The following is an 18,941-nucleotide window of genomic DNA, read 5'->3' as shown; positions in this document are numbered from 1 at the left end:
TCAGGCCAGGGCGGCTCGCAGCAGGTCCACCTCGGCGCGGAGCTTGGTGATCCGGTTGGTGGAGCTGGTGACGGAGGAGTCGTTCGGGATGTTCTGGACCGCCTGGCGGACGTTTCTGTCCCGCGCCTCAAGCGCACGGATTCTGTTGCGCGCGTTCCGGACGAGCGGGGTGAGTCGCCTGAGGTGTGTCTCGATGCGCTGGATCCGCTGATCGAGGAGCTTGGCCTCGTGCTTGGCCTGGTCCATCGGAGTCTTGATCTCGCGCCTGGCGATCCGGCTGACGAAGTGCTTGTAGACCGGGCGGCGGAAGTAGTTGGCGACTTGTTCGCTGAAGTCGAAGATGGCGACATCGACCTTGACCAGCATCAGGCCGAGCATCGAGCCTGTGAGTCCGGTGACGAATCCCATGAACTCGGGGGTCTTGTACCACTCTCGCTGGGGCGTCCAGGTCATCTCCCCCGCGGTATCGATTTCCTTCTTGACGTACGCCTTGAGGCCTTCGTCGTAGGTCTTGAAGGTGTTCTTGATCTTTCCTTGCTCGTCCTTTTCCTGGAGGACGAAGTCGAGGGATGCCTGGTCCAGCTTCGCCTTGATCTGCTCGAGGAGCTGGTTGTCCGCCTTGGTCATGTCGGTGCGGAGGGTGGCGATCTTCTGCTCGGGAGTCGGTTCAGTCACGGTTTCTCCCTTCTCGGAGAGGCTTCGCGTTCCGCCGGACACCCGCGCATGAGACAGGCCCCTGCCGGGGTCGGCAGAGGCCTGGTCGTCGTGCGGTGGGGTGTTTTCGGGCGGGAGGGGTTACGAGTCGCGCGGTGCCGAGGCGAGGGCGTCGTTCCAGCCCGCCGCGTAGGCGAGGGTCTCGCAGCGGGAGACCTCGGCGTACAGCGTGCCGAGCAACGCTCTCTTGTCGAGGGCGACGGGGCCGTCGAGGAGCTGGCGGAGGCGGTCCTGGAGTGGGATGTGCGGTCGCGATGCCTCGGCCTGCTGGGTCATGACGCCTGCCTTCCGGTTGCTTGCCCGTGCGTGCGTGGCGGCGCCGCGAGTGAAGCGGGGGCGCCACATGTTCGAACTACTGTGCGAACAGAGTGTGGAACATGTGTTTGAGGTTTGTCGAGCGGCATACGTCTGACGGCGTGTCTGCCTGATGGATTCCTGGGCGGGTTGGTCCCGGATAGGAGCTTGTGTTCGACCGGGGTACTCTGGATGGCGCGTTCCCCGGACCTGACGCAGTCGGGGAGCCGGGGGGACGCCGAGGGGCGCGTGGGGACCCCAGGGGGTTGGAAGGCATTGCTGACTCATGGACACCGAGCCGGCCACTGACCGGCGGGAGCGAGCCATCGACTGGCTCGAATCCCACCCGGATCTGCCGCATCTTTTCGCACGGCTCGCCGAACTGGTCCACGTGTACGGGTACGCACCCGAGGACCTCGTAATGATGCCGCGAGCCGAGGTCGACCGTCGCGAGGCGACCGCCTTCACCGCCGGCTGGGCCGAGGCGATGTCGGAGGAACTCCCGCGCATACGACGCGAGTACGAGAAGCGCGTGGCCGACGCCTACGCGCAGGGCCAGCGTGACGCGCGTGGAGTCCGCCGTCCCCAGCGGCGCGTGGACGCCGGCGAGGGCGACGGTGCCCGCGTCATCCCGCTGCCCTTCGCACGGCTCCTCGCACCGCCCGCCGTCGTGGTCCAGGCCGAGGAGCGGATGCGCAGGGAGCGCGAACTGATCGACCGAAGACCGGAGCAGGACCCTCCGCAGGACGAGCCGCAGCACGCGACCGCGGCCCCGTCGCAGCACGACGACTCCCGTCCGCACGCCGAAGAACCCGGCGCCGACCCCGACGTCCTGCTGACCGCCCAGGAGAGCCGCACCCGCAGGACCGCCCAGCCCGTGCGGAAGGTCGTACGCGGCAAGGGCGGCCGCCCGATCGTGCCGCCGCTTGCCGGGGTCCCCGTACAGACGGGATCCGGAAGCGACCGCGGCACCTCCGAGCCGGCGGAGCCGCCGGACGGACGCGCGCGCACGGGGCGCAGGCTGTCGGAGCGGGCCAGGGCCCTCGAGGGGGAACTGGTCGCCGAGCGAGCACAGGAAGCGCCCCCGGAGACCGATCCCTGACGGGAACGGGCTCCGGGGGCCGCGGGGGCATCGGCGGATGCGGGATCAGCCGAAGAACCGGGCGAGCGCTCCGGGGGAGATCGCCTTGTCGGTGCTCGCCTCGGTGGAGCCCTCGTCCTGTTCCTCCCCGTCCTCGTCCTTGACGTCGGGACGGGGGACGGGCTTCGGGAACTCGGGCTGCTCACCGTCCTCGCCGGTGTTGACGCACTGGAACATCCAGTTGGCGACGGCCAGATGGTCCACCGCCGCCGCGAGGAGATGGTCGGTGACCGACCACTCCGCGGCCTCGCCGTGCAACTCCCGCTGCACAGCGCTGTCCCGCGGCAGATGTGTGATCAGCGTCGTCAGCCGTCGGCTGGACAGCTCGCCCCGGTGCCAGTCGAGGAGATCGACGCGGTAATAGCGGAGGAGATCCGCCTCAAGGGCCTCGGCGTGTTCGTCGACGAACTCGACGAGGCTCAGTCTTCCCCCAGGCCGAGCCCGGTCTCCTTGCCGTAGGCCTCCAGGATGGCGGCGACGTCCTGCATCGTGAGGTCGTGCTCCTCGAAGCGGGCGAACTGCGCCTCACCCATCAGGAGCGCGAGCAGACCGTCCACGTCGTTGTCGTCGAGCTTGCGCAGGGCCTTCGCGGTCTTGCGGGACAGCTCGGTGGGAAGCGTGTAGGACTCGCCGTCCAGCTCGAAGGACCAGGTGCGGCCGTGGGCCTCCAGGCGCTGGGCGCGGGCGGCGTTGACGTCGAAACGGGCCATGGTGATGCGTACTCCTTGTTCGAGTGAGTGAAGAGGAGAGGGGTGGGGCGGGACGGCGGTCGGCCGTCCCGCCCCGGGTGCAGAAGGATCAGACGGTCGCGGAGTACTGGCTGTCCTTCATGAGGAAGGTCGCCAGCGGCTTGCCGTCGCCCTTCGACATGGCGGAGAAGGTGACGCCCAGCTGGGAGGCCGCCTTGCGGGCCAGCTTGATGTCGTCGGTCGCGGTGACCTGGCCGCGAGGGATGATGAAGCGGTACCGGACCGCGGTCGTGCCACCGGCCTTGACGTCGGTGAACTCCAGGCCGAGGGCGCGCACGTCGGCGAAGGGACGCTCGGCGATCTCGTAGCGGTAGGTGTCGACCGCCGGGGTCGGCTCGGCCTTGACCGCGTCGCCGCCCATGAAGAACGGCAGCGTGTCCTCGTTGAACTGGAGCAGCGAGAACTTCAGCGACAGGTCACGGCTCGAGTAGATGTAGTGGATCGGGGAGACCGACTGCCACGAGTCGATGGCCTCCAGCTTGTCCTTCTTCGAGAACGTGACACCGTCGCCGGAGGTGAAGCCGAGGTCCTTCCAGCCCGCGCCGGACCAGTCGGCGGCGGAGTCGGTGCCGAAGGCGGCCGGGGCGGAGGTGCCGGCGTCGGCCACGTAGAGCTTGCCGATGCCTGCGACGCGGATTTCGGCGGAGTTGTTTCCTGCCATGGTGGGGTTTCTCCTTGGGTTGAGAGGGAGCGCGCCGTCCCCGGGCATCGGGCCCGGGTACGGCAAAGGCCCCGCCGGACGGCGAGGCCTGGTCTGTGGGGTGAGCGGTCCGTCAGGGAGCCGGGAGGGCTCAGAAGACGCTCAGGGAGAGGCGGATGAGGCACACGTAGCGGTTGGCGCCGCGGTACAGGTAGTCGGGCATCCAGCGCGGGCCGTCCTGCTCCTCGATGTCCTGGAAGACGTTGCTGCCGACCTGCTTGCCGATGGTGGCGAGCAGCGCCTGCCGGGCCGCGTTCGCAAGGGTGTGGGCGGCGTTCTTGCTCGGCCCGTACACCTCGAACTCGATCATCGGCATGTCGACGTGCAGATCGCCGATCCAGGCGCCGCCGCGGCGGTTGACCAGGACGGCGCTCTGGGTGCCGTCGAAACCGGCCGGCGGGGAGACGGCGACCGTGGCGCCGGCCAGGGCCGGGTCGGCCTTGAGGACGTCGACGACCAGCTTCTCGACGTCCGGGAAAGCACTCGGGGGAGTGGTCATGACGGTTCTCCTCGGAGACGGGGCGTTGCGTGGGTGAGGTGCCGTCCGGGGCGCTCGACGCGGGCGAAGGGGGAAGGGGCGCGGAGCGCTCCCGGACGGCGAACGGCGGAGACTGCGGCCCGTCTTGCGGGCACAGCTCCGCCGCTGCACCAACTGTGACAGAGAGCGTGCGCGCACGCAACTAGTTCGGTGGTCGACTTCGATCAGAGGAGCCGGCCGGCTACGGCGGGCGCGGATTCCTGCAGGAAGGACAGGCATGACAAGGCGCCCCGTATCCCAATGAGGGATACGGGGCGCCAGGGTGTTTCGTTAGACTCCGCGCTCCTGGTCCAGCGAGCTATGGGGGCGGTCCGACGTGGCAGGTGACGGCGAGAGCGCTGGGAGAGCGCGGCGTGTCGACTTCGGAGTGACCGTGCTGTTCGGCGCGGTGTACGCCAGTGCGTTGTTCCTCGTGGTGACGGGCTTCGCCGTGGAACCGAGTGGCTGCGGAGGGCGCTTTCGCGCATCGTGCTCTGGTGAGGTGTACTGGCGCCTCGGAGTCGGCTTCGGCCTCATCGCGCTGGTTGCGCCCGCCCTGCACAAGATCGTGCCGAGCGTCCCGTACGAGCAGGGTGTCGGCCGGGCGGCGGCCATCGCCGCCATGGTGTTGGGGGCAGCGGCCGGTGTCGCCCTGACCACGGTGGCCGTTCACTTGGTCGCCTGAGGCGGCTCCCCCGGGCTGTTGTCTGTTGTCGACCGCGCACTTCGGTGCGGTCTTACGCGGTACGAGGGCGGCGGCGGGCCGACCGTTCCGCCGCGAAGACGTCCTCCAGGCGGAAGAGCTGGGCCCGGCCCGCCTTGCCCGCGGCCCGCAGATGGCCCAGCTGGACCCACTTGCGGATCGTCGCCGGAGCCACCCCGGCCTCCTCGGCGGCGAGCGGGCCGGGGATCAGCGTCGGCAGTGCGGGCGAGCTCAGCATGAGGTCTCCTTCGTGTCGTCCATCGCGGCTTCGAGTTCCTCGGTACGGCAGCCCGCCGCGTCCGCCAGTTCGCCCCACTCCGCCTCGGGCCACAGATGCCGGTACGTGGGGTCGTCCTGGCAGCCGCAGTCCTCCACGGTGCACGTGCAGGCCGGGTTGACGCACAGCACTGCCCGTCGGTCGGGGAACGCCCGCAGCGACACCGAGTCGCACCACGGGCAGCGCCCCGCGACCCGGACGACCGTCTCCGTGTCGCCCAGCGTCCGCGCGCACCGCCGCGCCATCCGGCGCAGCTCGTCGCGCACGTGGCGGGCCAGGTCGGGGTGGTCCGCGATGTCGTCGAGCAGTGCCGCCGTCCGCCGCAGGCGCTCCACGACTCCGGCGCGGCCGGGACGGGGGAGGCCGAGCCGGGCGCGTACCGCCTCCTCCAGCTCCACCACGCCGTCCGTGATGTCGCGGATCGCGTCGGACACGTGCAGCCGGATCGGCGCCGCGCCATGGCCCGGGACCACCAGGCCGTGCCGCTGCTGGAGCAGCAGCGCCTCGCGGCGCTCCTCGCGGATGAGCTCGTCACGGCCGGGGTGCGGGGCGGTGGGCGCGGCGCCGGTGGGGGAGCGGCGTCCGGGCGCGAGCTCCTCGGCGAGCTCGGGGAACTGCCGGGCGAGGGAGGCGGTCCACAGGACGATGTCGGTGAGGATCCGTTCGACGGCGGGCTCAGCCACGGACGCCTCCGGTGGTGGTGCCCATGACCTTTGTCGTACGCGACTCGGGCACGGCGCGGCCGTTGCGCCACAGGCGACCGGCGCAGACGCCGTCGAAGTAGCTCTCCGCCGGGGCGACCGTCTCCTCGCACTCGCGGCGGACGGGGCAGGCCTCGCATGCTCGTAGCGCCGGAGCGGCCTGTTGGACGCGGCGGGCGAAGACGACGGCCGGGGAGAGGCCGGCGCACGCGGCGGCGAAGTGCCAGGAGGGGGACCAGGAAGGCAGGTCGGGCAGGGGCAAGGTGTTCTCCAGACTCCGGGGCCAATGCGTCCCGCGGGGCCAGTGAGGTCCCTGGGGCTCAGGAGGCCGATGCGGGCGGCGGCGAGCGCCAGACTCGCATGTTGCGTGCGGGCGCGCAACAAGAATGTGGAGACACCTTTACGGATTCGACACGGTTGCGTGCCCGAAAGCACGTAATTCCGTGCGCGCAAGCACGCTAGAGTGTGGCGCCTGGAGGAGTGAGGAGCGGTACATGACCACTCGTGGGCTGGACGAGTTCGCAGGCTGGGTCGAAGGCCTGATGAGAGAGCGCGGCTACGACATCGACAGCCCGCGCGGCGGCGGGAAGTCCCGGATCGCGGACGAGGCCGGGGTGCACCGTGCCGCCGTGACGCGGCTACTGCAGCGGCAGAGCATGCCCGACCTGGAGACCATGCGGCGGATCGCCCCGCTGCTCGGCGTGTCCGTGCGCGACATGCTGATCCGGTCGGGCCGGGTGACCCCGGAGGAGCTGCCCATGGCTGCGGATCTTCTCCCGCCGAACGACTGGCAGCCGACCATGGAGGACTTCGCGCGCTGGCTCGGCGTCCCCGACGAAAGGCTCGGCGTCTTCATCAAGGTGGTGAACCAGTTCCTGGAGCCGGCGGAGGCCGAGGAGCCGGACGCCGACGACACCCCGGACCCGCGCCGCGCGGCCCGCGACTGACCGACGCGGGGCGCGCGACGGACCGCCGCGGGGGTGCCGCGGGCCCGCCGCCGCGCGCCAAGACCCCGACCCGCGGCGCCCGTTAGGGCAGACCCGGCTCCGCGGTCGACGCCCGTTCCGGCGCACCCAGGCTCCGCCCGCGGCGCCTCTCCCGGCGCCACCCGGCTCCGCCCGCGACGCCCGTTCCCGCGCGCCCCGGCCCCGTCGGTGTTCTCCCACGTCGGCCGGGCCCCCGTACGCGTGGGAGTTTGTTTTGACCGGAGTCCATGCGATAGGTACGCTCAGACCTTGTGCCTGGGGTGTGCCTGGGCTCGTGTGCGTGTCCTCAACCGCATGGCGAGTCCGTCATTGGCCACCGCAATCTGCGCCTTTTCCGCCCTCGGCGGAGGTCCGCAGTATTCGACACACCCGACCGCGTGGGTCGGCGCAGTGTTCCAGGTTAGTTTTACGACGGCACACAGAAACCGGAGAAGTAGTGCCTACGATCCAGCAGCTGGTCCGGAAGGGCCGGCAGGACAAGGTCGAGAAGAACAAGACGCCCGCACTCGAGGGTTCCCCTCAGCGTCGCGGCGTCTGCACGCGTGTGTTCACGACCACCCCGAAGAAGCCGAACTCGGCCCTCCGTAAGGTCGCGCGTGTGCGTCTGACCTCGGGTATCGAGGTCACGGCCTACATCCCGGGTGAGGGTCACAACCTGCAGGAGCACTCCATCGTGCTCGTGCGTGGTGGCCGTGTGAAGGACCTGCCGGGTGTTCGTTACAAGATCATCCGCGGTTCCCTCGACACGCAGGGCGTCAAGAACCGTAAGCAGGCTCGCAGCCGCTACGGCGCCAAGAAGGAGAAGTAAGAATGCCTCGTAAGGGCCCCGCCCCGAAGCGCCCGGTCATCATCGACCCGGTCTACAGCTCTCCTCTTGTCACCTCGCTGATCAACAAGATCCTGCTGGACGGCAAGCGCTCCACCGCCGAGCGCATCGTCTACGGTGCCATGGAAGGCCTCCGCGAGAAGACCGGCAACGACCCGGTCATCACGCTGAAGCGCGCCCTCGAGAACGTGAAGCCGTCTCTCGAGGTCAAGTCCCGCCGTGTCGGTGGCGCCACCTACCAGGTGCCGATCGAGGTCAAGCCCGGTCGCGCCTCCACCCTCGCTCTGCGCTGGCTCGTGGGTTACTCCCGCGCCCGCCGCGAGAAGACCATGACCGAGCGCCTCATGAACGAGCTCCTCGACGCCTCCAACGGCCTCGGTGCTTCGGTCAAGAAGCGTGAGGACACGCACAAGATGGCCGAGTCCAACAAGGCCTTCGCGCACTACCGCTGGTAGTCGCAACCCACATCGAGACCGAGAGAAGACTGAGCCGATATGGCTACCACTTCGCTTGACCTTGCCAAGGTGCGCAACATCGGCATCATGGCTCACATCGACGCGGGCAAGACGACCACCACCGAGCGGATCCTGTTCTACACCGGCGTTTCGTACAAGATCGGTGAAGTCCACGACGGCGCTGCCACGATGGACTGGATGGAGCAGGAGCAGGAGCGCGGCATCACGATCACGTCCGCCGCGACGACCTGCCACTGGCCGCTCGAGGACGTCGACCACACCATCAACATCATCGACACCCCGGGCCACGTCGACTTCACCGTCGAGGTGGAGCGTTCGCTCCGCGTGCTCGACGGTGCCGTGACGGTGTTCGACGGCGTCGCCGGTGTCGAGCCCCAGTCCGAGACTGTCTGGCGTCAGGCGGACCGCTACGGCGTGCCGCGTATCTGCTTCGTCAACAAGCTCGACCGTACGGGTGCCGAGTTCCACCGCTGCGTCGACATGATCGTGGACCGCCTCGGCGCCGTCCCGATCGTCATGCAGCTCCCCATCGGTTCCGAGATGGACTTCCAGGGTGTTGTGGACCTCGTCCGCATGAAGGCTCTGGTCTGGTCCGCCGAGGCGACCAAGGGCGAGATGTACGACGTCGTCGACATCCCGGCCACGCACACCGAGGCCGCTGAAGAGTGGCGCGGCAAGCTGGTCGAGACCGTCGCCGAGAACGACGAAGAGATCATGGAGCTCTTCCTCGAGGGCCAGGAGCCCACCGAGGAGCAGCTGTACGCCGCGATCCGTCGTATCACCATTGCCTCCGGCAAGGGTGGCGGCGAGAAGACGATCACCCCCGTCTTCTGTGGCACCGCGTTCAAGAACAAGGGTGTTCAGCCCCTGCTCGACGCGGTCGTGCGCTACCTCCCCTCCCCCCTGGACGTCGAGGCCATCGAGGGCCACGACGTCAAGGACGCGGAGACGGTCGTCAAGCGCAAGCCGTCCGACCAGGAGCCGCTGTCGGCCCTCGCGTTCAAGATCGCGAGCGACCCGCACCTCGGCAAGCTCACCTTCGTCCGGATCTACTCCGGTCGCCTGGAGGCCGGCACCTCGGTGCTGAACTCCGTCAAGGGCAAGAAGGAGCGCATCGGCAAGATCTACCGCATGCACGCGAACAAGCGTGAGGAGATCGACTCGGTGGGCGCCGGCGACATCGTCGCCGTCATGGGCCTGAAGCAGACCACCACCGGTGAGACGCTGTGCGACGAGAAGAACCCGGTCATCCTGGAGTCCATGGACTTCCCGGCGCCGGTCATTCAGGTCGCGATCGAGCCCAAGTCCAAGGGTGACCAGGAGAAGCTGGGTGTCGCCATCCAGCGTCTCGCGGAGGAGGACCCCTCCTTCCAGGTCCACTCGGACGAGGAGACCGGCCAGACCATCATCGGTGGTATGGGCGAGCTTCACCTCGACATCCTCGTCGACCGTATGCGTCGCGAGTTCAAGGTCGAGGCGAACGTCGGTAAGCCGCAGGTCGCGTACCGTGAGACGATCCGCAAGGCCGTCGAGCGCGTGGACTTCACCCACAAGAAGCAGACCGGTGGTACCGGTCAGTTCGCCAAGGTGCAGATCGCGATCGAGCCCATCGAGGGCGGCGACGCCTCGTACGAGTTCGTGAACAAGGTCACCGGTGGCCGCATCCCGAAGGAGTACATCCCTTCGGTCGACGCCGGTGCGCAGGAGGCCATGCAGTTCGGCATCCTGGCCGGCTACGAGATGACTGGCGTCCGCGTCATTCTTCTCGACGGTGCCTACCACGAGGTCGACTCCTCCGAGCTCGCCTTCAAGATCGCCGGTTCGCAGGCCTTCAAGGAGGCCGCGCGCAAGGCTTCCCCCGTCATCCTTGAGCCGATGATGGCCGTTGAGGTCGTCACGCCCGAGGACTACATGGGTGAGGTCATCGGTGACATCAACTCCCGCCGTGGTCAGATTCAGGCCATGGAGGAGCGCAGCGGCGCTCGCGTCGTGAAGGGCCTCGTGCCCCTCTCGGAGATGTTCGGCTACGTCGGAGACCTCCGCAGCAAGACCTCGGGTCGCGCAAGCTACTCGATGCAGTTCGACTCCTACGCCGAGGTTCCCCGGAACGTCGCCGAGGAGATCATCGCGAAGGCCAAGGGCGAATAACTCACCCGAGTGCACGCTTTAGGCTTGACACCGTACGCCGGGGCTCGGCCCTCAACCCGAGGAATGAGCCCCCGGCGGACGGCATCCCAGCAAAGATCACCTGGCGCCGATGAGTAAGGCGTACAGAACCACTCCACAGGAGGACCCCAGTGGCGAAGGCGAAGTTCGAGCGGACTAAGCCGCACGTCAACATCGGCACCATCGGTCACATCGACCACGGTAAGACGACCCTCACGGCCGCCATTACCAAGGTGCTGCACGACGCGTACCCGGACCTGAACGAGGCCTCGGCCTTCGACCAGATCGACAAGGCTCCTGAGGAGCGCCAGCGCGGTATCACCATCTCCATCGCGCACGTCGAGTACCAGACCGAGTCGCGTCACTACGCCCACGTCGACTGCCCCGGTCACGCGGACTACATCAAGAACATGATCACGGGTGCGGCGCAGATGGACGGCGCCATCCTCGTGGTCGCCGCCACGGACGGCCCGATGCCGCAGACCAAGGAGCACGTGCTCCTGGCCCGCCAGGTCGGCGTTCCGTACATCGTCGTCGCCCTGAACAAGGCCGACATGGTGGACGACGAGGAGATCCTGGAGCTCGTCGAGCTCGAGGTGCGTGAGCTCCTCTCCGAGTACGAGTTCCCGGGCGACGACCTGCCGGTCGTCAAGGTCTCGGCGCTCAAGGCGCTCGAGGGCGACAAGGAGTGGGGCCAGTCGGTCCTGAACCTGATGGCCGCCGTCGACGAGGCGATCCCGCAGCCCGAGCGTGACGTCGACAAGCCGTTCCTGATGCCGATCGAGGACGTCTTCACGATCACCGGTCGTGGCACCGTCGTCACCGGTCGTATCGAGCGTGGTGTCCTCAAGGTCAACGAGACCGTCGACATCGTGGGCATCAAGCCGGAGAAGACCACCACCACGGTCACCGGCATCGAGATGTTCCGCAAGCTGCTCGACGAGGGCCAGGCCGGTGAGAACGTCGGTCTGCTCCTCCGTGGCATCAAGCGCGAGGACGTCGAGCGCGGCCAGGTCATCATCAAGCCGGGTTCGGTTACGCCGCACACCAGCTTCGAGGCCCAGGCCTACATCCTGTCGAAGGACGAGGGTGGCCGTCACACCCCGTTCTTCAACAACTACCGCCCGCAGTTCTACTTCCGTACCACGGACGTGACCGGCGTCGTGACCCTCCCCGAGGGCACCGAGATGGTCATGCCGGGCGACAACACCGCCATGACCGTCGAGCTGATCCAGCCCGTCGCCATGGAGGAGGGCCTGAAGTTCGCCATCCGTGAGGGTGGCCGGACCGTGGGCGCCGGCCAGGTCGTCAAGATCAACAAGTAATTGTCGATCGCTTGACCTGTGCCGCTCCTGACGGAGCGTCATGAAAGGGCCCCCGGCCCGCCGTTCGCGGCGGGGCGGGGGCCCTTTTCTTTGTTGTTCCGGCTTTATGAGTCTGACGAGTTCTTACGGGTTCTTACGAGTTCTTACGAATTCGAGGTCGCCCCGGACTGCTTCGCCGGGCGCCACACCCACGGGTGGGCGTCCGCGCCCAGGCCGACGGCGACCGGTCCGCCCGGCAGCAGCCGCAGGGCCGCCGCGTGCACGGCCGCCGCTCCCTGCGTACGGGTCCAGAGCCGGTCGCCCTTGCGCAGCTGGATCCGGCCCCGCAGGTCGCGGCCGAGCAGAACCGTTCCTTCCGCGTCGGCCGCCGCGGCGACGGGGCCGTACCCGTCGAAGGACGCGTTCCCGCGCTGCGACAGCAGCTCCTTGGCGGCGGGCCGGCGGTAGTACACGTCGAGCCCGGTGCGGCCCTTCGCCGGTACGGCGGCGACCGGGCCGCTCGCGAGGGGAAGCGGGGCGGCCGGGGCGGAGTCGATCCAGTGCTGGACGGACGTCCGGCCGGCGCCGAGGACGTGGACGCGTCCTTGGGCATCGACCACGGCGTGGAGGCCGTCCTGGATCTCCTCGGTGGCGGGGAGCGCCCGCCACGGGGACCAGGTGCCGTCGGTGCTCCGTACCCGCGTCGACACTCCCTTGTCCGCATTGCGTACGAAGAGGTGGACCCGGCCGTCGGGTGTGGTGACCGCCACCGGCACACCGATCCGGCGGCCTCGGTCGTCCTTGCGCTCCGGGTTGCCCAGGCCCTGCCAGGCGAGGAACGGGCCGTCGGGGGAGCGCTGCTCGAGGAGGACGACCTCCCGCTTGTTCGGCCCGCCGTGGCCGGCGAGCGCGGCGAAGCGTACGCCGAACAGCAGGACCCGGCCGTCAGGGAGCGTGGCCGAGCCGAGTGCGGGCACGAGCGGCCCGCCGCCCAGGTCCTTCGGTTCGTCCCACAGTCCGGAGCCCCGCTCCGTCTCCCGCCAGCGCACCGCGCGCAGCCCCAGCACACCGTAGGCGTCGAGCCGTCCGTCGGGGCGGGCGACGACGGCCGGGCCGGCGCCGGGCCAGCGGTGGTGCGTGGACCGCACCCAGCCCTTGCTGTTCTTGAGGGGGCGCCCGCCGCCGACGCCGTAGTCGCCGCAACCGGAGGGGTTGCCGCACTCCCAGGCGGGGTCGCCGCCGTACTTGAGGAGATGGCCCGCCTTCTCCTTGAGGACCTGCGGGGGGAGGTTCTTGGGCCAGTGCCGGGCGTAGTACCCGCGGAAGGCGGTCGCCGTGAAGGCGGGTATCTGCCCCGGGCCCTTCTGCTCCTCGGCGACCCAGCGTATGAGCGCCGCCCAGGAGAAGCAGGCGACGGCGGTGTGCGCGCCGTGGTCGGAGTAGCCGGGCTGCTCGGCGTCGCTCTTGCGGGCGGCCTCGCTGCTGACCTGGATGTCCGGGTCGGGGTCGAGGGTCTGCACGACGGTCGGCCGGTAGCGGTCGAGGAGGCCGACGAGCACGTCGATGAGCTGGTCGTGGTCGTACGTGTCGGAGCGGTCGACGGGGGAGCCGGCCGAGAGGTGCGTGCGCAGTTCGAGCGCGCGGTCCTGCCAGAGGGAGGACAGGGCCATGTAGCGCCGGGGGGCGTGCTCGGGCAGGTTGAGGAAGATCAGCTCGACGCGGCGGCCGGCGTGCACGAGCGTGTTGATCTCGGCCTGCCGTCCGCCGTGGAGGGTGGTGACGCCCTTCTGCCAGGGGGCGAACGCGTCGAGCCCGAGGATCGACGCGTACGCCTGGCGCAGGCCCTGGTGGCGCGAGGAGGAGTAGGCGGCCCGGTCGGGCGGGATCTTGGGCATGCCCTTGATCAGGTTCACGCCGACGTGCTCGCCGGCGGTGACGTAGACGGAGACCAGGGGGACACCGGCGTCGAGCATGCGGTGGGTGTCCGGGTTCATGAAGTACAGGTCGTCGTCCGGGTGCGCGACGAACTGCATCAGCTGCGCGCGACGCGTGGACGCGATCGGCACCCCGGGCGCCGGATCCGCGACGGGCCCGGCACGCCGCGGCGCGGGCACGGAACACCCGGCGAGGGCGGCGGCCCCGATCGCGGCGGCTGTCGCGAGAACACCGCGTCGACGGAGCGCACCCGTCCCGGGCTCGGATATGTCGTCCACTGCTGCTTCCCCCACGCCGTACCGGTCCCCACCGGTCACCGAAAGTCCCTGAAGACGGCGGACGGCCGGGTGGAGGCCGAGATCCGCGCCTGGCTAGACGGGCTTTCGAGAGTGAAGGTTGCGTGCGAGCGCACAGTCGGCGCATCACAAAGTGATCAACAGCCCCGGACCCGCCTCTTCCGCTGCCGCTGGCCCATGAGAGTCTCCGCTCCGCACAACACGATCAAGGGGTGGGGAATATGAACGACACGCAGCAGTCCGGCGGGGAGCCAGGGAGACGGAGCACCGAGCCCGCGTGGCGGGAGATCAAGGACCACCGCACGGTGGGGCGCCGCGTGAAGGCGGTCCTGGGGATCCTCGTGGTCGCCGGTCTGGTGACGCTCGTCGTACGACCGGAGCTGATGGACAAGGCCATCATCGGCGCGGAGCCCGCCGACACCACCCCGCTCGCCGCCGAGACCGCGCGCCCGACCGAGGCGCCGGACGCGCAGGCGTTCGCCGAGACGCCGACGCCGAGTGAGCCCTTCAAGGGATCGCCGGCGGAACGGTGGGCCGACGGGGCGGTCGGGATCCAGCTGCCGCAGGCGAAGGCCGTCGGCTGGATGTCGAAGGACCAGGTCGCCGCCGCGCTGAAGACGACGAAGGAGTTCCTCGTCGCGGCGAACCTCGACCCGGCTGTGATCAAGGGCGACAAGCCCGCCAAGGCGCTGGCGCTCCTCGACCCGCAGCAGCCGGACGTCCGCTCGAGTATGGAGAAGGGCCTGGCCAAGCCCACCGAGGAGGACGACCCGACCCTCCTGTTCAGCCGGTTCAGCCCGGCCGAGGTCCGGCTCGTCGGCTCCGTGGTGAAGACCCGGGGCCGGATGACCGTGGAGGCGGGCAAGGGCGAGGACCGCGACGAGGTCCTGATCCACACCGACTTCACCTTCGTCTACCCGGTCGTGAAGGCCCGGCCGGGCGCCGACGAGGTGGCGCGGACGGTCGTACGCCGTCAGGTCACGTTCGCGCTGCCCGACCCCGAGAAGTACGTGGTGACCAAGGGCAAGCTGTCGGTGAGCGAGTGGAGCTCGAACGTCGGCAACGACGACTGCGAGCGACCCGCGGACGGTTTCTTCCACCCCCAGTTCGACGAGGACCTGATGACCGTCCCGGGCGCCGGGGACTCGGGCGGCCCGGCTGTGGACCCGTACGACCGCAGCCAGGACCTGGGTGCGTTGCCGCAGCAGGAGTGCGGAACGTCCTCTCGGACGTGAGGCGGTCGGTGGTCACGCACGCCGTTCGGCGTCGGCCTCGTCGGCCCAGCGCACCTCGCCCGTCCCGAGCGCGACCGTCGCCCGTACCCGCATCGGTCCGTCCTCGCGCCGGGAGAGGAGCACCAGCTCCCGGACCCGGGCGGTCATCGAGCCGAGCAGTGCCTCGGAGGTGATGGCGAGCTCGTGGGGGTCGGTGCTCCGGCCGAGGGAGAGGTGGGGGGTGAAGCCTCTGGCGTGCCCGCCGCAGAGGGGGAAGCGGGACTCCAGGGACTCCCGCAGGCGGGTCCACGGCTGTTCCCCGGCCGCGCAGGGGTCGAGCCACACGGTGGCGTCCTCGCGGTGGCCGAACCAGTGGACGCCCTCGAGGCGGGCCCGGAACGGCGGCGTCTCGCTCACCGCCGCCGCCACGAGCGGCGCCGCCCGCTCGAATTCGGCCTCCGGGACGAACCCGAAGAGGACGTTGACATGCGGCGGCCAGCGGTGGATCTGGCGGTCGTGCGCGCGCCGGATGTGCTGGATGGCCGGCCAGAGCTCGCGCGGCGGGAGCCAGGCGACGGCGGTGCGGTTGGTCGGGGGCACGGCCAGGACCTCCACGGGCGGCACGAGCGGCTCCTCCGCCGCCACGGTCTCGTCGAGCCGGTCGACCCCGCTCGCCCGGTCCCAGACCAGCTCCCCGTCGGCCTCGAAGAACACGACCCGGTGCCAGGGGATGTCCCCACCGGGCACGAAGTCCTCCAGCGCCACCCGCGTCGGCTCGCCCGCGCCGCGCTCGGCGATCCCCATCACGAAGCGCTCGGGATCGAAGCGGGGATCCCACAGCACCCGGTGGTAGATCTCGTCACTCGTATGCATGCCCGGCGACTGCCCGCGCGGCGCGTGCCTCACTCCGGCTCCTTGTGTGCCGCTCGCTCGAACGGGCCATGTCAGGGAGCCGGCGGCAGGAGACCGTGATCGGCTGGTTCCGGCTCCCACAGTGACGGCCTGCCGCCGCGGAGGACGGGGTCGCAGCTCGGAGCGCGCCCGAGGGAGGTGCCTTCCGGTACAGAAGGAGGAGCACGTGATGCCCTGGCACTATGTCCGAGCGCAGAGTGCGGTCCTCGGTGCCCGGCGATGGCGGCCCGGCCGACTGCCGGCCGCAGCCGGACTGGCGGCCCTGGCCGGAGCGGTGCTTCCGGCCCCGCTCGCCCACGCCGCCGAGGTGAACGTGCCGTGTTCGGTCCCGGCCCTGATCGAGGCGATCAAGGAGGCCAACGGCTCTCCGGAGGCCGACACCCTGCACCTGGCCCGCAGGTGCACCTACAGGCTGACGGCGCCTGACCAGGACAACGCCGCCAACGGTCTGCCGGTCATCACCAGCGACATCACCATCGACGGCAACGATGCGACGATCACGCGCGACTCGTCCGCCCCGGCCTTCCGCATCCTCTTCGTGGACCGCACGGGCACCCTGACTCTCAACAGGACCACCATCAGCGGCGGCAGGGCGACGACAACGGACTGTCCCCTCTTTCCCGGGCAAGGGACCTGCGGTGGCGGCCTCCTCAATGCAGGCACGATGACGGTGAACAAGAGCCGGGTGATCGACAACATCGCCACCTCCGATCTCTTCGCCCAGGGCGGCGGCATCGACAACGAGGGCACAGGCACCGTGAACGACACCGAGGTCAGCGGCAACACCGTCGAGTACACCGGAAGAAGCGCCCTCACCAATACCCCGGGCGGAGGAATCGCCGCTGACGGTCCGCTGACGGTCAACCACAGCCACGTGCACCACAACACCGCCCGTGTTGTCCACGAGGGCACCAACAGCCAAGCGGAGGCCGCAGGCTTGGTCGCGTGGGCCAACAGCACGATTGATCACACCGTCATCAGCGACAACTACACCAGCGCCCCCGGCGGAATCGCGCGCGGCGCTCTGGTCAACAATGCACGGCCCCCAGCCAAGATGACCGTGGTCGACTCCGTCATCCGCGACAACACCAGCAGTTCTCCGGGCGGCTTCGCCGGCGGCGCCGGAACCGCGACCACCCGCACGACCACCCTGATCCGCACCCGCCTCACCGGCAACCTCGCCACCGCCCCGAACGGCGGCACCGCCCGGGGCGGCGGGCTCAGCACCGGGCGCTTCGCCAACTTCACCCTGATCGACAGCATCGTTCACGGCAACACCGCCAGCGCCCCTGGCGGCGGCACCGCCCGGGGAGGCGGCACCTCCAACCCACTGGGCGGCACCATGACGATCGAGCGGTCGAGGATCAGCAACAACACGGTCACGGCTCCGGACGGCGGCACCGCCAAGGGCGGGGGCCACTTCAACGAAACCGGTGCCACGACCCTGAACCACAGCACCGTCACCGCCAACCGTGCCGACGACGGGGGCGGCATCTTCGAGGAGTCCGGCACGGTCACGCTGAACGACACCGTTGTCCAGGGCAACCAGCCGAACAACTGTGCCCCGCCGGACACCGTCCCCGGCTGCACCGGCTGAGCGGCAGATTCAGGCGGCACACGCCTCGCCGACGGGGCGGCAGTCGCGGCAGCGGCCTGGCTCGGGTGAGCGGAAGGGGCGGTCGCAGCCGTCGCAGTCCTGGAAGGGAGCGAGGGCCTGCGGACTGGCCGGTAGGGGCGGTGGAAGCAGGGCGGTGAGGCGGTGGGCGAGGAGGCCTGCCGGGTGGACCAGGTCGTCGGGGAGGCTCGCGGCGAGGGTGCGCAGGACGGCGTCAGGGCGGGCGCCGCGTTGGAGCCAGCTGGTGACGGCGGGGGCGAGGCGGTGGATGTCCCGCTCGGCGAGGAGGAGCCGGGGCTCGTGGAGGCGGAGGCGGGCGAGCAGGTCGGCAGCGGGCCGATGGGCCTGGGGGAGCGGCAGTGACGCCGGGGTTACGGGGCGGGGCGCGGGTTTCGGGCGCTGTGGCGGGACTGGGGGCGGGGCGTCCGGGGGCTCCGGAGGTGTCTCCCGCACCGGCGTCTCCGGCGGTGGGGGCGGTCCGTCGTCCGGGGGCGGTCCCGGCGTCTCCGGCGCGGGGGAGGGTTCAGCCCCTGGGCGGTTGTACGAGATCGTGCGCGGGGCCAACCGCCCGCTGGGCAGTCGCTCGTTGAAGCGCTCCAGGTAGCCGTGGGTCTCCAGCTCCCGCATGGCGGCGGCGATGCGCAGCTCGCTCTCGGGAAACCGCTCGGCGATGGCCTTGATGCCGACGGAGGCCCCGGTGGGCAGCGACTGGAGGTGGACGGCGAGCCCGATGGCAAGCAGTGAGAGCTTGCGGTGCTGGGCGAGGTGGTTGCCGACGACCGTGTAGCGGGTCGTGTGAGTGACGTTGACGTGAATGAGTCCGGAGGCGCGACGGGGCGCGCTAGGCTGCGAGGAAGCCATCAGGAAGGCTCTACTTCCGTGGTGGTCAGGCCCTCGGTCGGGAGTGCTAGTCCCGGTCGGGGGCCGACGCATGTCTGGGGTGGTCGGCGTGAGCATATGCCACGCAACCGGCCCCAAATCCAGCCCAGTTGGCACAGATCACCCGTGTGGGTGACGGGTGAGCGGCGGGGAGGCTGGAGGGGTTGGGAGCGGTATTTGCCCTCGGTTCTTTGGTCTTTATGCGTCGTGTGTCACCGCATCACGACCCCCCGCGATGCGGTCCCGATCTCCGCCCAGACCGTCTTGCGCGGAACGGGCCCCGAGGTGACGCCCCACTGTCCGCGAGCGCTTCGACAAGGATCAGCCCCCGCCCCGATGGCCCGTCCGTCGGCCGGCCGACGGACGGAAGACGGTCACTGCGTGTGTCCGTGACCTCGATGAGGAGGGTGGCGTCCGTGGCGAGGAGCGCCAGGCGGAAGTCCCTGCCGGGGACCCGGCCGTGGGTGACGGCGTTCGCGGCCAGCTCGGCGACGACATGCGCCGCTGCCTCCGACACCGCCTCCAGCTGTGCCGAG

At 69.7% G+C, this 18,941-nt stretch carries 21 protein-coding genes and 1 pseudogene; 9 read left to right on the top strand and 13 right to left on the bottom strand.

Translation table 11 applies throughout. The annotated features are described in order from the left end of the window. A complete protein-coding gene (locus ACZ4VI_RS04205) occupies positions 1-675 on the bottom strand; it encodes a hypothetical protein (RefSeq protein WP_467996449.1) in 675 nt (224 codons plus the stop codon). A gap of 120 nt (positions 676-795) precedes the next feature. Beyond that, positions 796-990 carry a hypothetical protein gene (locus tag ACZ4VI_RS04200; protein ID WP_467996447.1) on the bottom strand — a complete coding sequence of 65 codons (195 nt, stop codon included), beginning with the start codon at positions 988-990 and terminating at the stop codon, positions 796-798. A 304-nt stretch (positions 991-1,294) separates the two neighbouring features. Between ACZ4VI_RS04200 and ACZ4VI_RS04195 the strand changes: the two genes are divergently transcribed. Continuing rightward, a complete protein-coding gene (locus ACZ4VI_RS04195) occupies positions 1,295-2,110 on the top strand; it encodes a hypothetical protein (RefSeq protein WP_467996446.1) in 816 nt (271 codons plus the stop codon). 45 nt (positions 2,111-2,155) lie between these two features. Here ACZ4VI_RS04195 and ACZ4VI_RS04190 read toward each other — a convergent pair whose 3' ends face one another. The 4 genes from ACZ4VI_RS04190 to ACZ4VI_RS04175 form a co-directional block, all read right to left on the bottom strand. Beyond that, positions 2,156-2,473 carry a hypothetical protein gene (locus ACZ4VI_RS04190; RefSeq protein WP_467997250.1) on the bottom strand — a complete coding sequence of 106 codons (318 nt, stop codon included), beginning with the start codon at positions 2,471-2,473 and terminating at the stop codon, positions 2,156-2,158. Between the two features lie 95 nt (positions 2,474-2,568). Next, positions 2,569-2,859, bottom strand: coding sequence for a hypothetical protein (locus ACZ4VI_RS04185; RefSeq protein WP_467996444.1), 291 nt, complete (start codon positions 2,857-2,859; stop codon positions 2,569-2,571). Between the two features lie 88 nt (positions 2,860-2,947). Further along, complete coding sequence (locus ACZ4VI_RS04180; protein WP_467996443.1) at positions 2,948-3,559, bottom strand: phage tail tube protein; 612 nt, start codon at positions 3,557-3,559, stop codon at positions 2,948-2,950. 130 nt (positions 3,560-3,689) lie between these two features. Continuing rightward, positions 3,690-4,097 carry a hypothetical protein gene (locus ACZ4VI_RS04175; protein WP_467996442.1) on the bottom strand — a complete coding sequence of 136 codons (408 nt, stop codon included), beginning with the start codon at positions 4,095-4,097 and terminating at the stop codon, positions 3,690-3,692. Positions 4,098-4,503: 406 nt separating this feature from the next. Between ACZ4VI_RS04175 and ACZ4VI_RS04170 the strand changes: the two genes are divergently transcribed. Next, on the top strand, positions 4,504-4,800 hold the full coding sequence (locus tag ACZ4VI_RS04170; RefSeq protein WP_467996440.1) for a hypothetical protein: 297 nt from the start codon (positions 4,504-4,506) through the stop codon (positions 4,798-4,800). 52 nt (positions 4,801-4,852) lie between these two features. On the opposite strand, the gene ACZ4VI_RS04165 is transcribed toward ACZ4VI_RS04170, so the two are convergent. Genes ACZ4VI_RS04165 through ACZ4VI_RS04155 form a run of 3 tightly spaced genes read right to left on the bottom strand, consistent with a single transcriptional unit; the run spans position 4,853 to position 6,058 of the window. After that, positions 4,853-5,056 (bottom strand): MerR family transcriptional regulator, encoded by a 204-nt coding sequence (locus ACZ4VI_RS04165; RefSeq protein WP_467996439.1) that lies wholly within the window; start codon positions 5,054-5,056, stop codon positions 4,853-4,855. Then, entirely contained in the window at positions 5,050-5,778 is a 729-nt protein-coding gene (locus ACZ4VI_RS04160) for a hypothetical protein (protein WP_467996437.1), read from the bottom strand. Before ACZ4VI_RS04160 ends, ACZ4VI_RS04165 begins: the two co-directional genes overlap by 7 nt. Beyond that, complete coding sequence (locus ACZ4VI_RS04155; RefSeq protein ID WP_467996435.1) at positions 5,771-6,058, bottom strand: WhiB family transcriptional regulator; 288 nt, start codon at positions 6,056-6,058, stop codon at positions 5,771-5,773. The genes ACZ4VI_RS04160 and ACZ4VI_RS04155 overlap by 8 nt, the downstream gene beginning before the upstream one ends. Before the next feature lie 232 nt (positions 6,059-6,290). Here ACZ4VI_RS04155 and ACZ4VI_RS04150 point away from each other — a divergent pair, with 232 nt between their 5' ends. The 5 genes from ACZ4VI_RS04150 (at position 6,291) to tuf (ending at position 11,575) form a co-directional block, all read left to right on the top strand. Further along, positions 6,291-6,743: a helix-turn-helix domain-containing protein gene (locus ACZ4VI_RS04150; RefSeq protein WP_467996433.1), complete on the top strand. Its 453-nt coding sequence runs from the start codon at positions 6,291-6,293 to the stop codon at positions 6,741-6,743. 475 nt (positions 6,744-7,218) lie between these two features. After that, complete coding sequence (gene rpsL, locus ACZ4VI_RS04145; RefSeq protein WP_003948652.1) at positions 7,219-7,590, top strand: 30S ribosomal protein S12; 372 nt, start codon at positions 7,219-7,221, stop codon at positions 7,588-7,590. 2 nt (positions 7,591-7,592) lie between these two features. Then, the gene (gene rpsG, locus ACZ4VI_RS04140) at positions 7,593-8,063 is read left to right on the top strand and encodes a 30S ribosomal protein S7 (RefSeq protein ID WP_003966970.1); all 471 of its coding nucleotides are present in this window, start codon (positions 7,593-7,595) and stop codon (positions 8,061-8,063) included. Between the two features lie 39 nt (positions 8,064-8,102). Next, on the top strand, positions 8,103-10,232 hold the full coding sequence (gene fusA, locus ACZ4VI_RS04135; RefSeq protein ID WP_467996431.1) for an elongation factor G: 2,130 nt from the start codon (positions 8,103-8,105) through the stop codon (positions 10,230-10,232). 149 nt (positions 10,233-10,381) lie between these two features. Next, entirely contained in the window at positions 10,382-11,575 is a 1,194-nt protein-coding gene (gene tuf / locus ACZ4VI_RS04130; protein ID WP_467996429.1) for an elongation factor Tu, read from the top strand. Between the two features lie 143 nt (positions 11,576-11,718). On the opposite strand, the gene ACZ4VI_RS04125 is transcribed toward tuf, so the two are convergent. Further along, positions 11,719-13,767 carry a PIG-L family deacetylase gene (locus tag ACZ4VI_RS04125; RefSeq protein ID WP_467996427.1) on the bottom strand — a complete coding sequence of 683 codons (2,049 nt, stop codon included), beginning with the start codon at positions 13,765-13,767 and terminating at the stop codon, positions 11,719-11,721. 239 nt (positions 13,768-14,006) lie between these two features. Here ACZ4VI_RS04125 and ACZ4VI_RS04120 point away from each other — a divergent pair, with 239 nt between their 5' ends. Further along, positions 14,007-15,020: a hypothetical protein gene (locus ACZ4VI_RS04120; RefSeq protein WP_467996425.1), complete on the top strand. Its 1,014-nt coding sequence runs from the start codon at positions 14,007-14,009 to the stop codon at positions 15,018-15,020. A gap of 12 nt (positions 15,021-15,032) precedes the next feature. Here the strand turns inward: ACZ4VI_RS04120 and ACZ4VI_RS04115 are convergent, their stop codons facing one another. After that, positions 15,033-15,905 (bottom strand): RNA repair domain-containing protein, encoded by an 873-nt coding sequence (locus ACZ4VI_RS04115; RefSeq protein ID WP_467996423.1) that lies wholly within the window; start codon positions 15,903-15,905, stop codon positions 15,033-15,035. 175 nt (positions 15,906-16,080) lie between these two features. Between ACZ4VI_RS04115 and ACZ4VI_RS04110 the strand changes: the two genes are divergently transcribed. After that, positions 16,081-17,508 (top strand): hypothetical protein, encoded by a 1,428-nt coding sequence (locus tag ACZ4VI_RS04110; protein ID WP_467996421.1) that lies wholly within the window; start codon positions 16,081-16,083, stop codon positions 17,506-17,508. A gap of 9 nt (positions 17,509-17,517) precedes the next feature. Here ACZ4VI_RS04110 and ACZ4VI_RS04105 read toward each other — a convergent pair whose 3' ends face one another. Both ACZ4VI_RS04105 and ACZ4VI_RS04100 read right to left on the bottom strand, forming a co-directional pair. Further along, complete coding sequence (locus ACZ4VI_RS04105; RefSeq protein ID WP_467996419.1) at positions 17,518-18,387, bottom strand: helix-turn-helix domain-containing protein; 870 nt, start codon at positions 18,385-18,387, stop codon at positions 17,518-17,520. A gap of 230 nt (positions 18,388-18,617) precedes the next feature. Beyond that, positions 18,618-18,919, bottom strand: a pseudogene (locus ACZ4VI_RS04100) (ATP-binding protein); the annotation flags it as partial. Between the last annotated feature and the right edge of the window lie 22 nt (positions 18,920-18,941).

It is taken from the genome of Streptomyces sp. NPDC029169 (assembly GCF_055563935.1).
Note: the sequence above shows the minus strand (reverse complement) of the source record. Positions and strands in the feature narration are given on the sequence as shown.

What these genes read in the sequence shown, in the direction of transcription:
- ACZ4VI_RS04105 (WP_467996419.1), bottom strand. Translation starts at nt 18,387, where the DNA reads ATGGCTTCCTCGCAGCCTAGCGCGCCCCGTCGCGCCTCCGGACTCATT.
- rpsG (WP_003966970.1), top strand. Translation starts at nt 7,593, where the DNA reads ATGCCTCGTAAGGGCCCCGCCCCGAAGCGCCCGGTCATCATCGACCCG.
- ACZ4VI_RS04110 (WP_467996421.1), top strand. Translation starts at nt 16,081, where the DNA reads ATGCCCTGGCACTATGTCCGAGCGCAGAGTGCGGTCCTCGGTGCCCGG.
- ACZ4VI_RS04185 (WP_467996444.1), bottom strand. Translation starts at nt 2,859, where the DNA reads ATGGCCCGTTTCGACGTCAACGCCGCCCGCGCCCAGCGCCTGGAGGCC.
- ACZ4VI_RS04195 (WP_467996446.1), top strand. Translation starts at nt 1,295, where the DNA reads ATGGACACCGAGCCGGCCACTGACCGGCGGGAGCGAGCCATCGACTGG.
- ACZ4VI_RS04175 (WP_467996442.1), bottom strand. Translation starts at nt 4,097, where the DNA reads ATGACCACTCCCCCGAGTGCTTTCCCGGACGTCGAGAAGCTGGTCGTC.
- ACZ4VI_RS04150 (WP_467996433.1), top strand. Translation starts at nt 6,291, where the DNA reads ATGACCACTCGTGGGCTGGACGAGTTCGCAGGCTGGGTCGAAGGCCTG.
- ACZ4VI_RS04120 (WP_467996425.1), top strand. Translation starts at nt 14,007, where the DNA reads ATGAACGACACGCAGCAGTCCGGCGGGGAGCCAGGGAGACGGAGCACC.
- ACZ4VI_RS04200 (WP_467996447.1), bottom strand. Translation starts at nt 990, where the DNA reads ATGACCCAGCAGGCCGAGGCATCGCGACCGCACATCCCACTCCAGGAC.
- ACZ4VI_RS04165 (WP_467996439.1), bottom strand. Translation starts at nt 5,056, where the DNA reads ATGCTGAGCTCGCCCGCACTGCCGACGCTGATCCCCGGCCCGCTCGCC.
- ACZ4VI_RS04180 (WP_467996443.1), bottom strand. Translation starts at nt 3,559, where the DNA reads ATGGCAGGAAACAACTCCGCCGAAATCCGCGTCGCAGGCATCGGCAAG.
- fusA (WP_467996431.1), top strand. Translation starts at nt 8,103, where the DNA reads ATGGCTACCACTTCGCTTGACCTTGCCAAGGTGCGCAACATCGGCATC.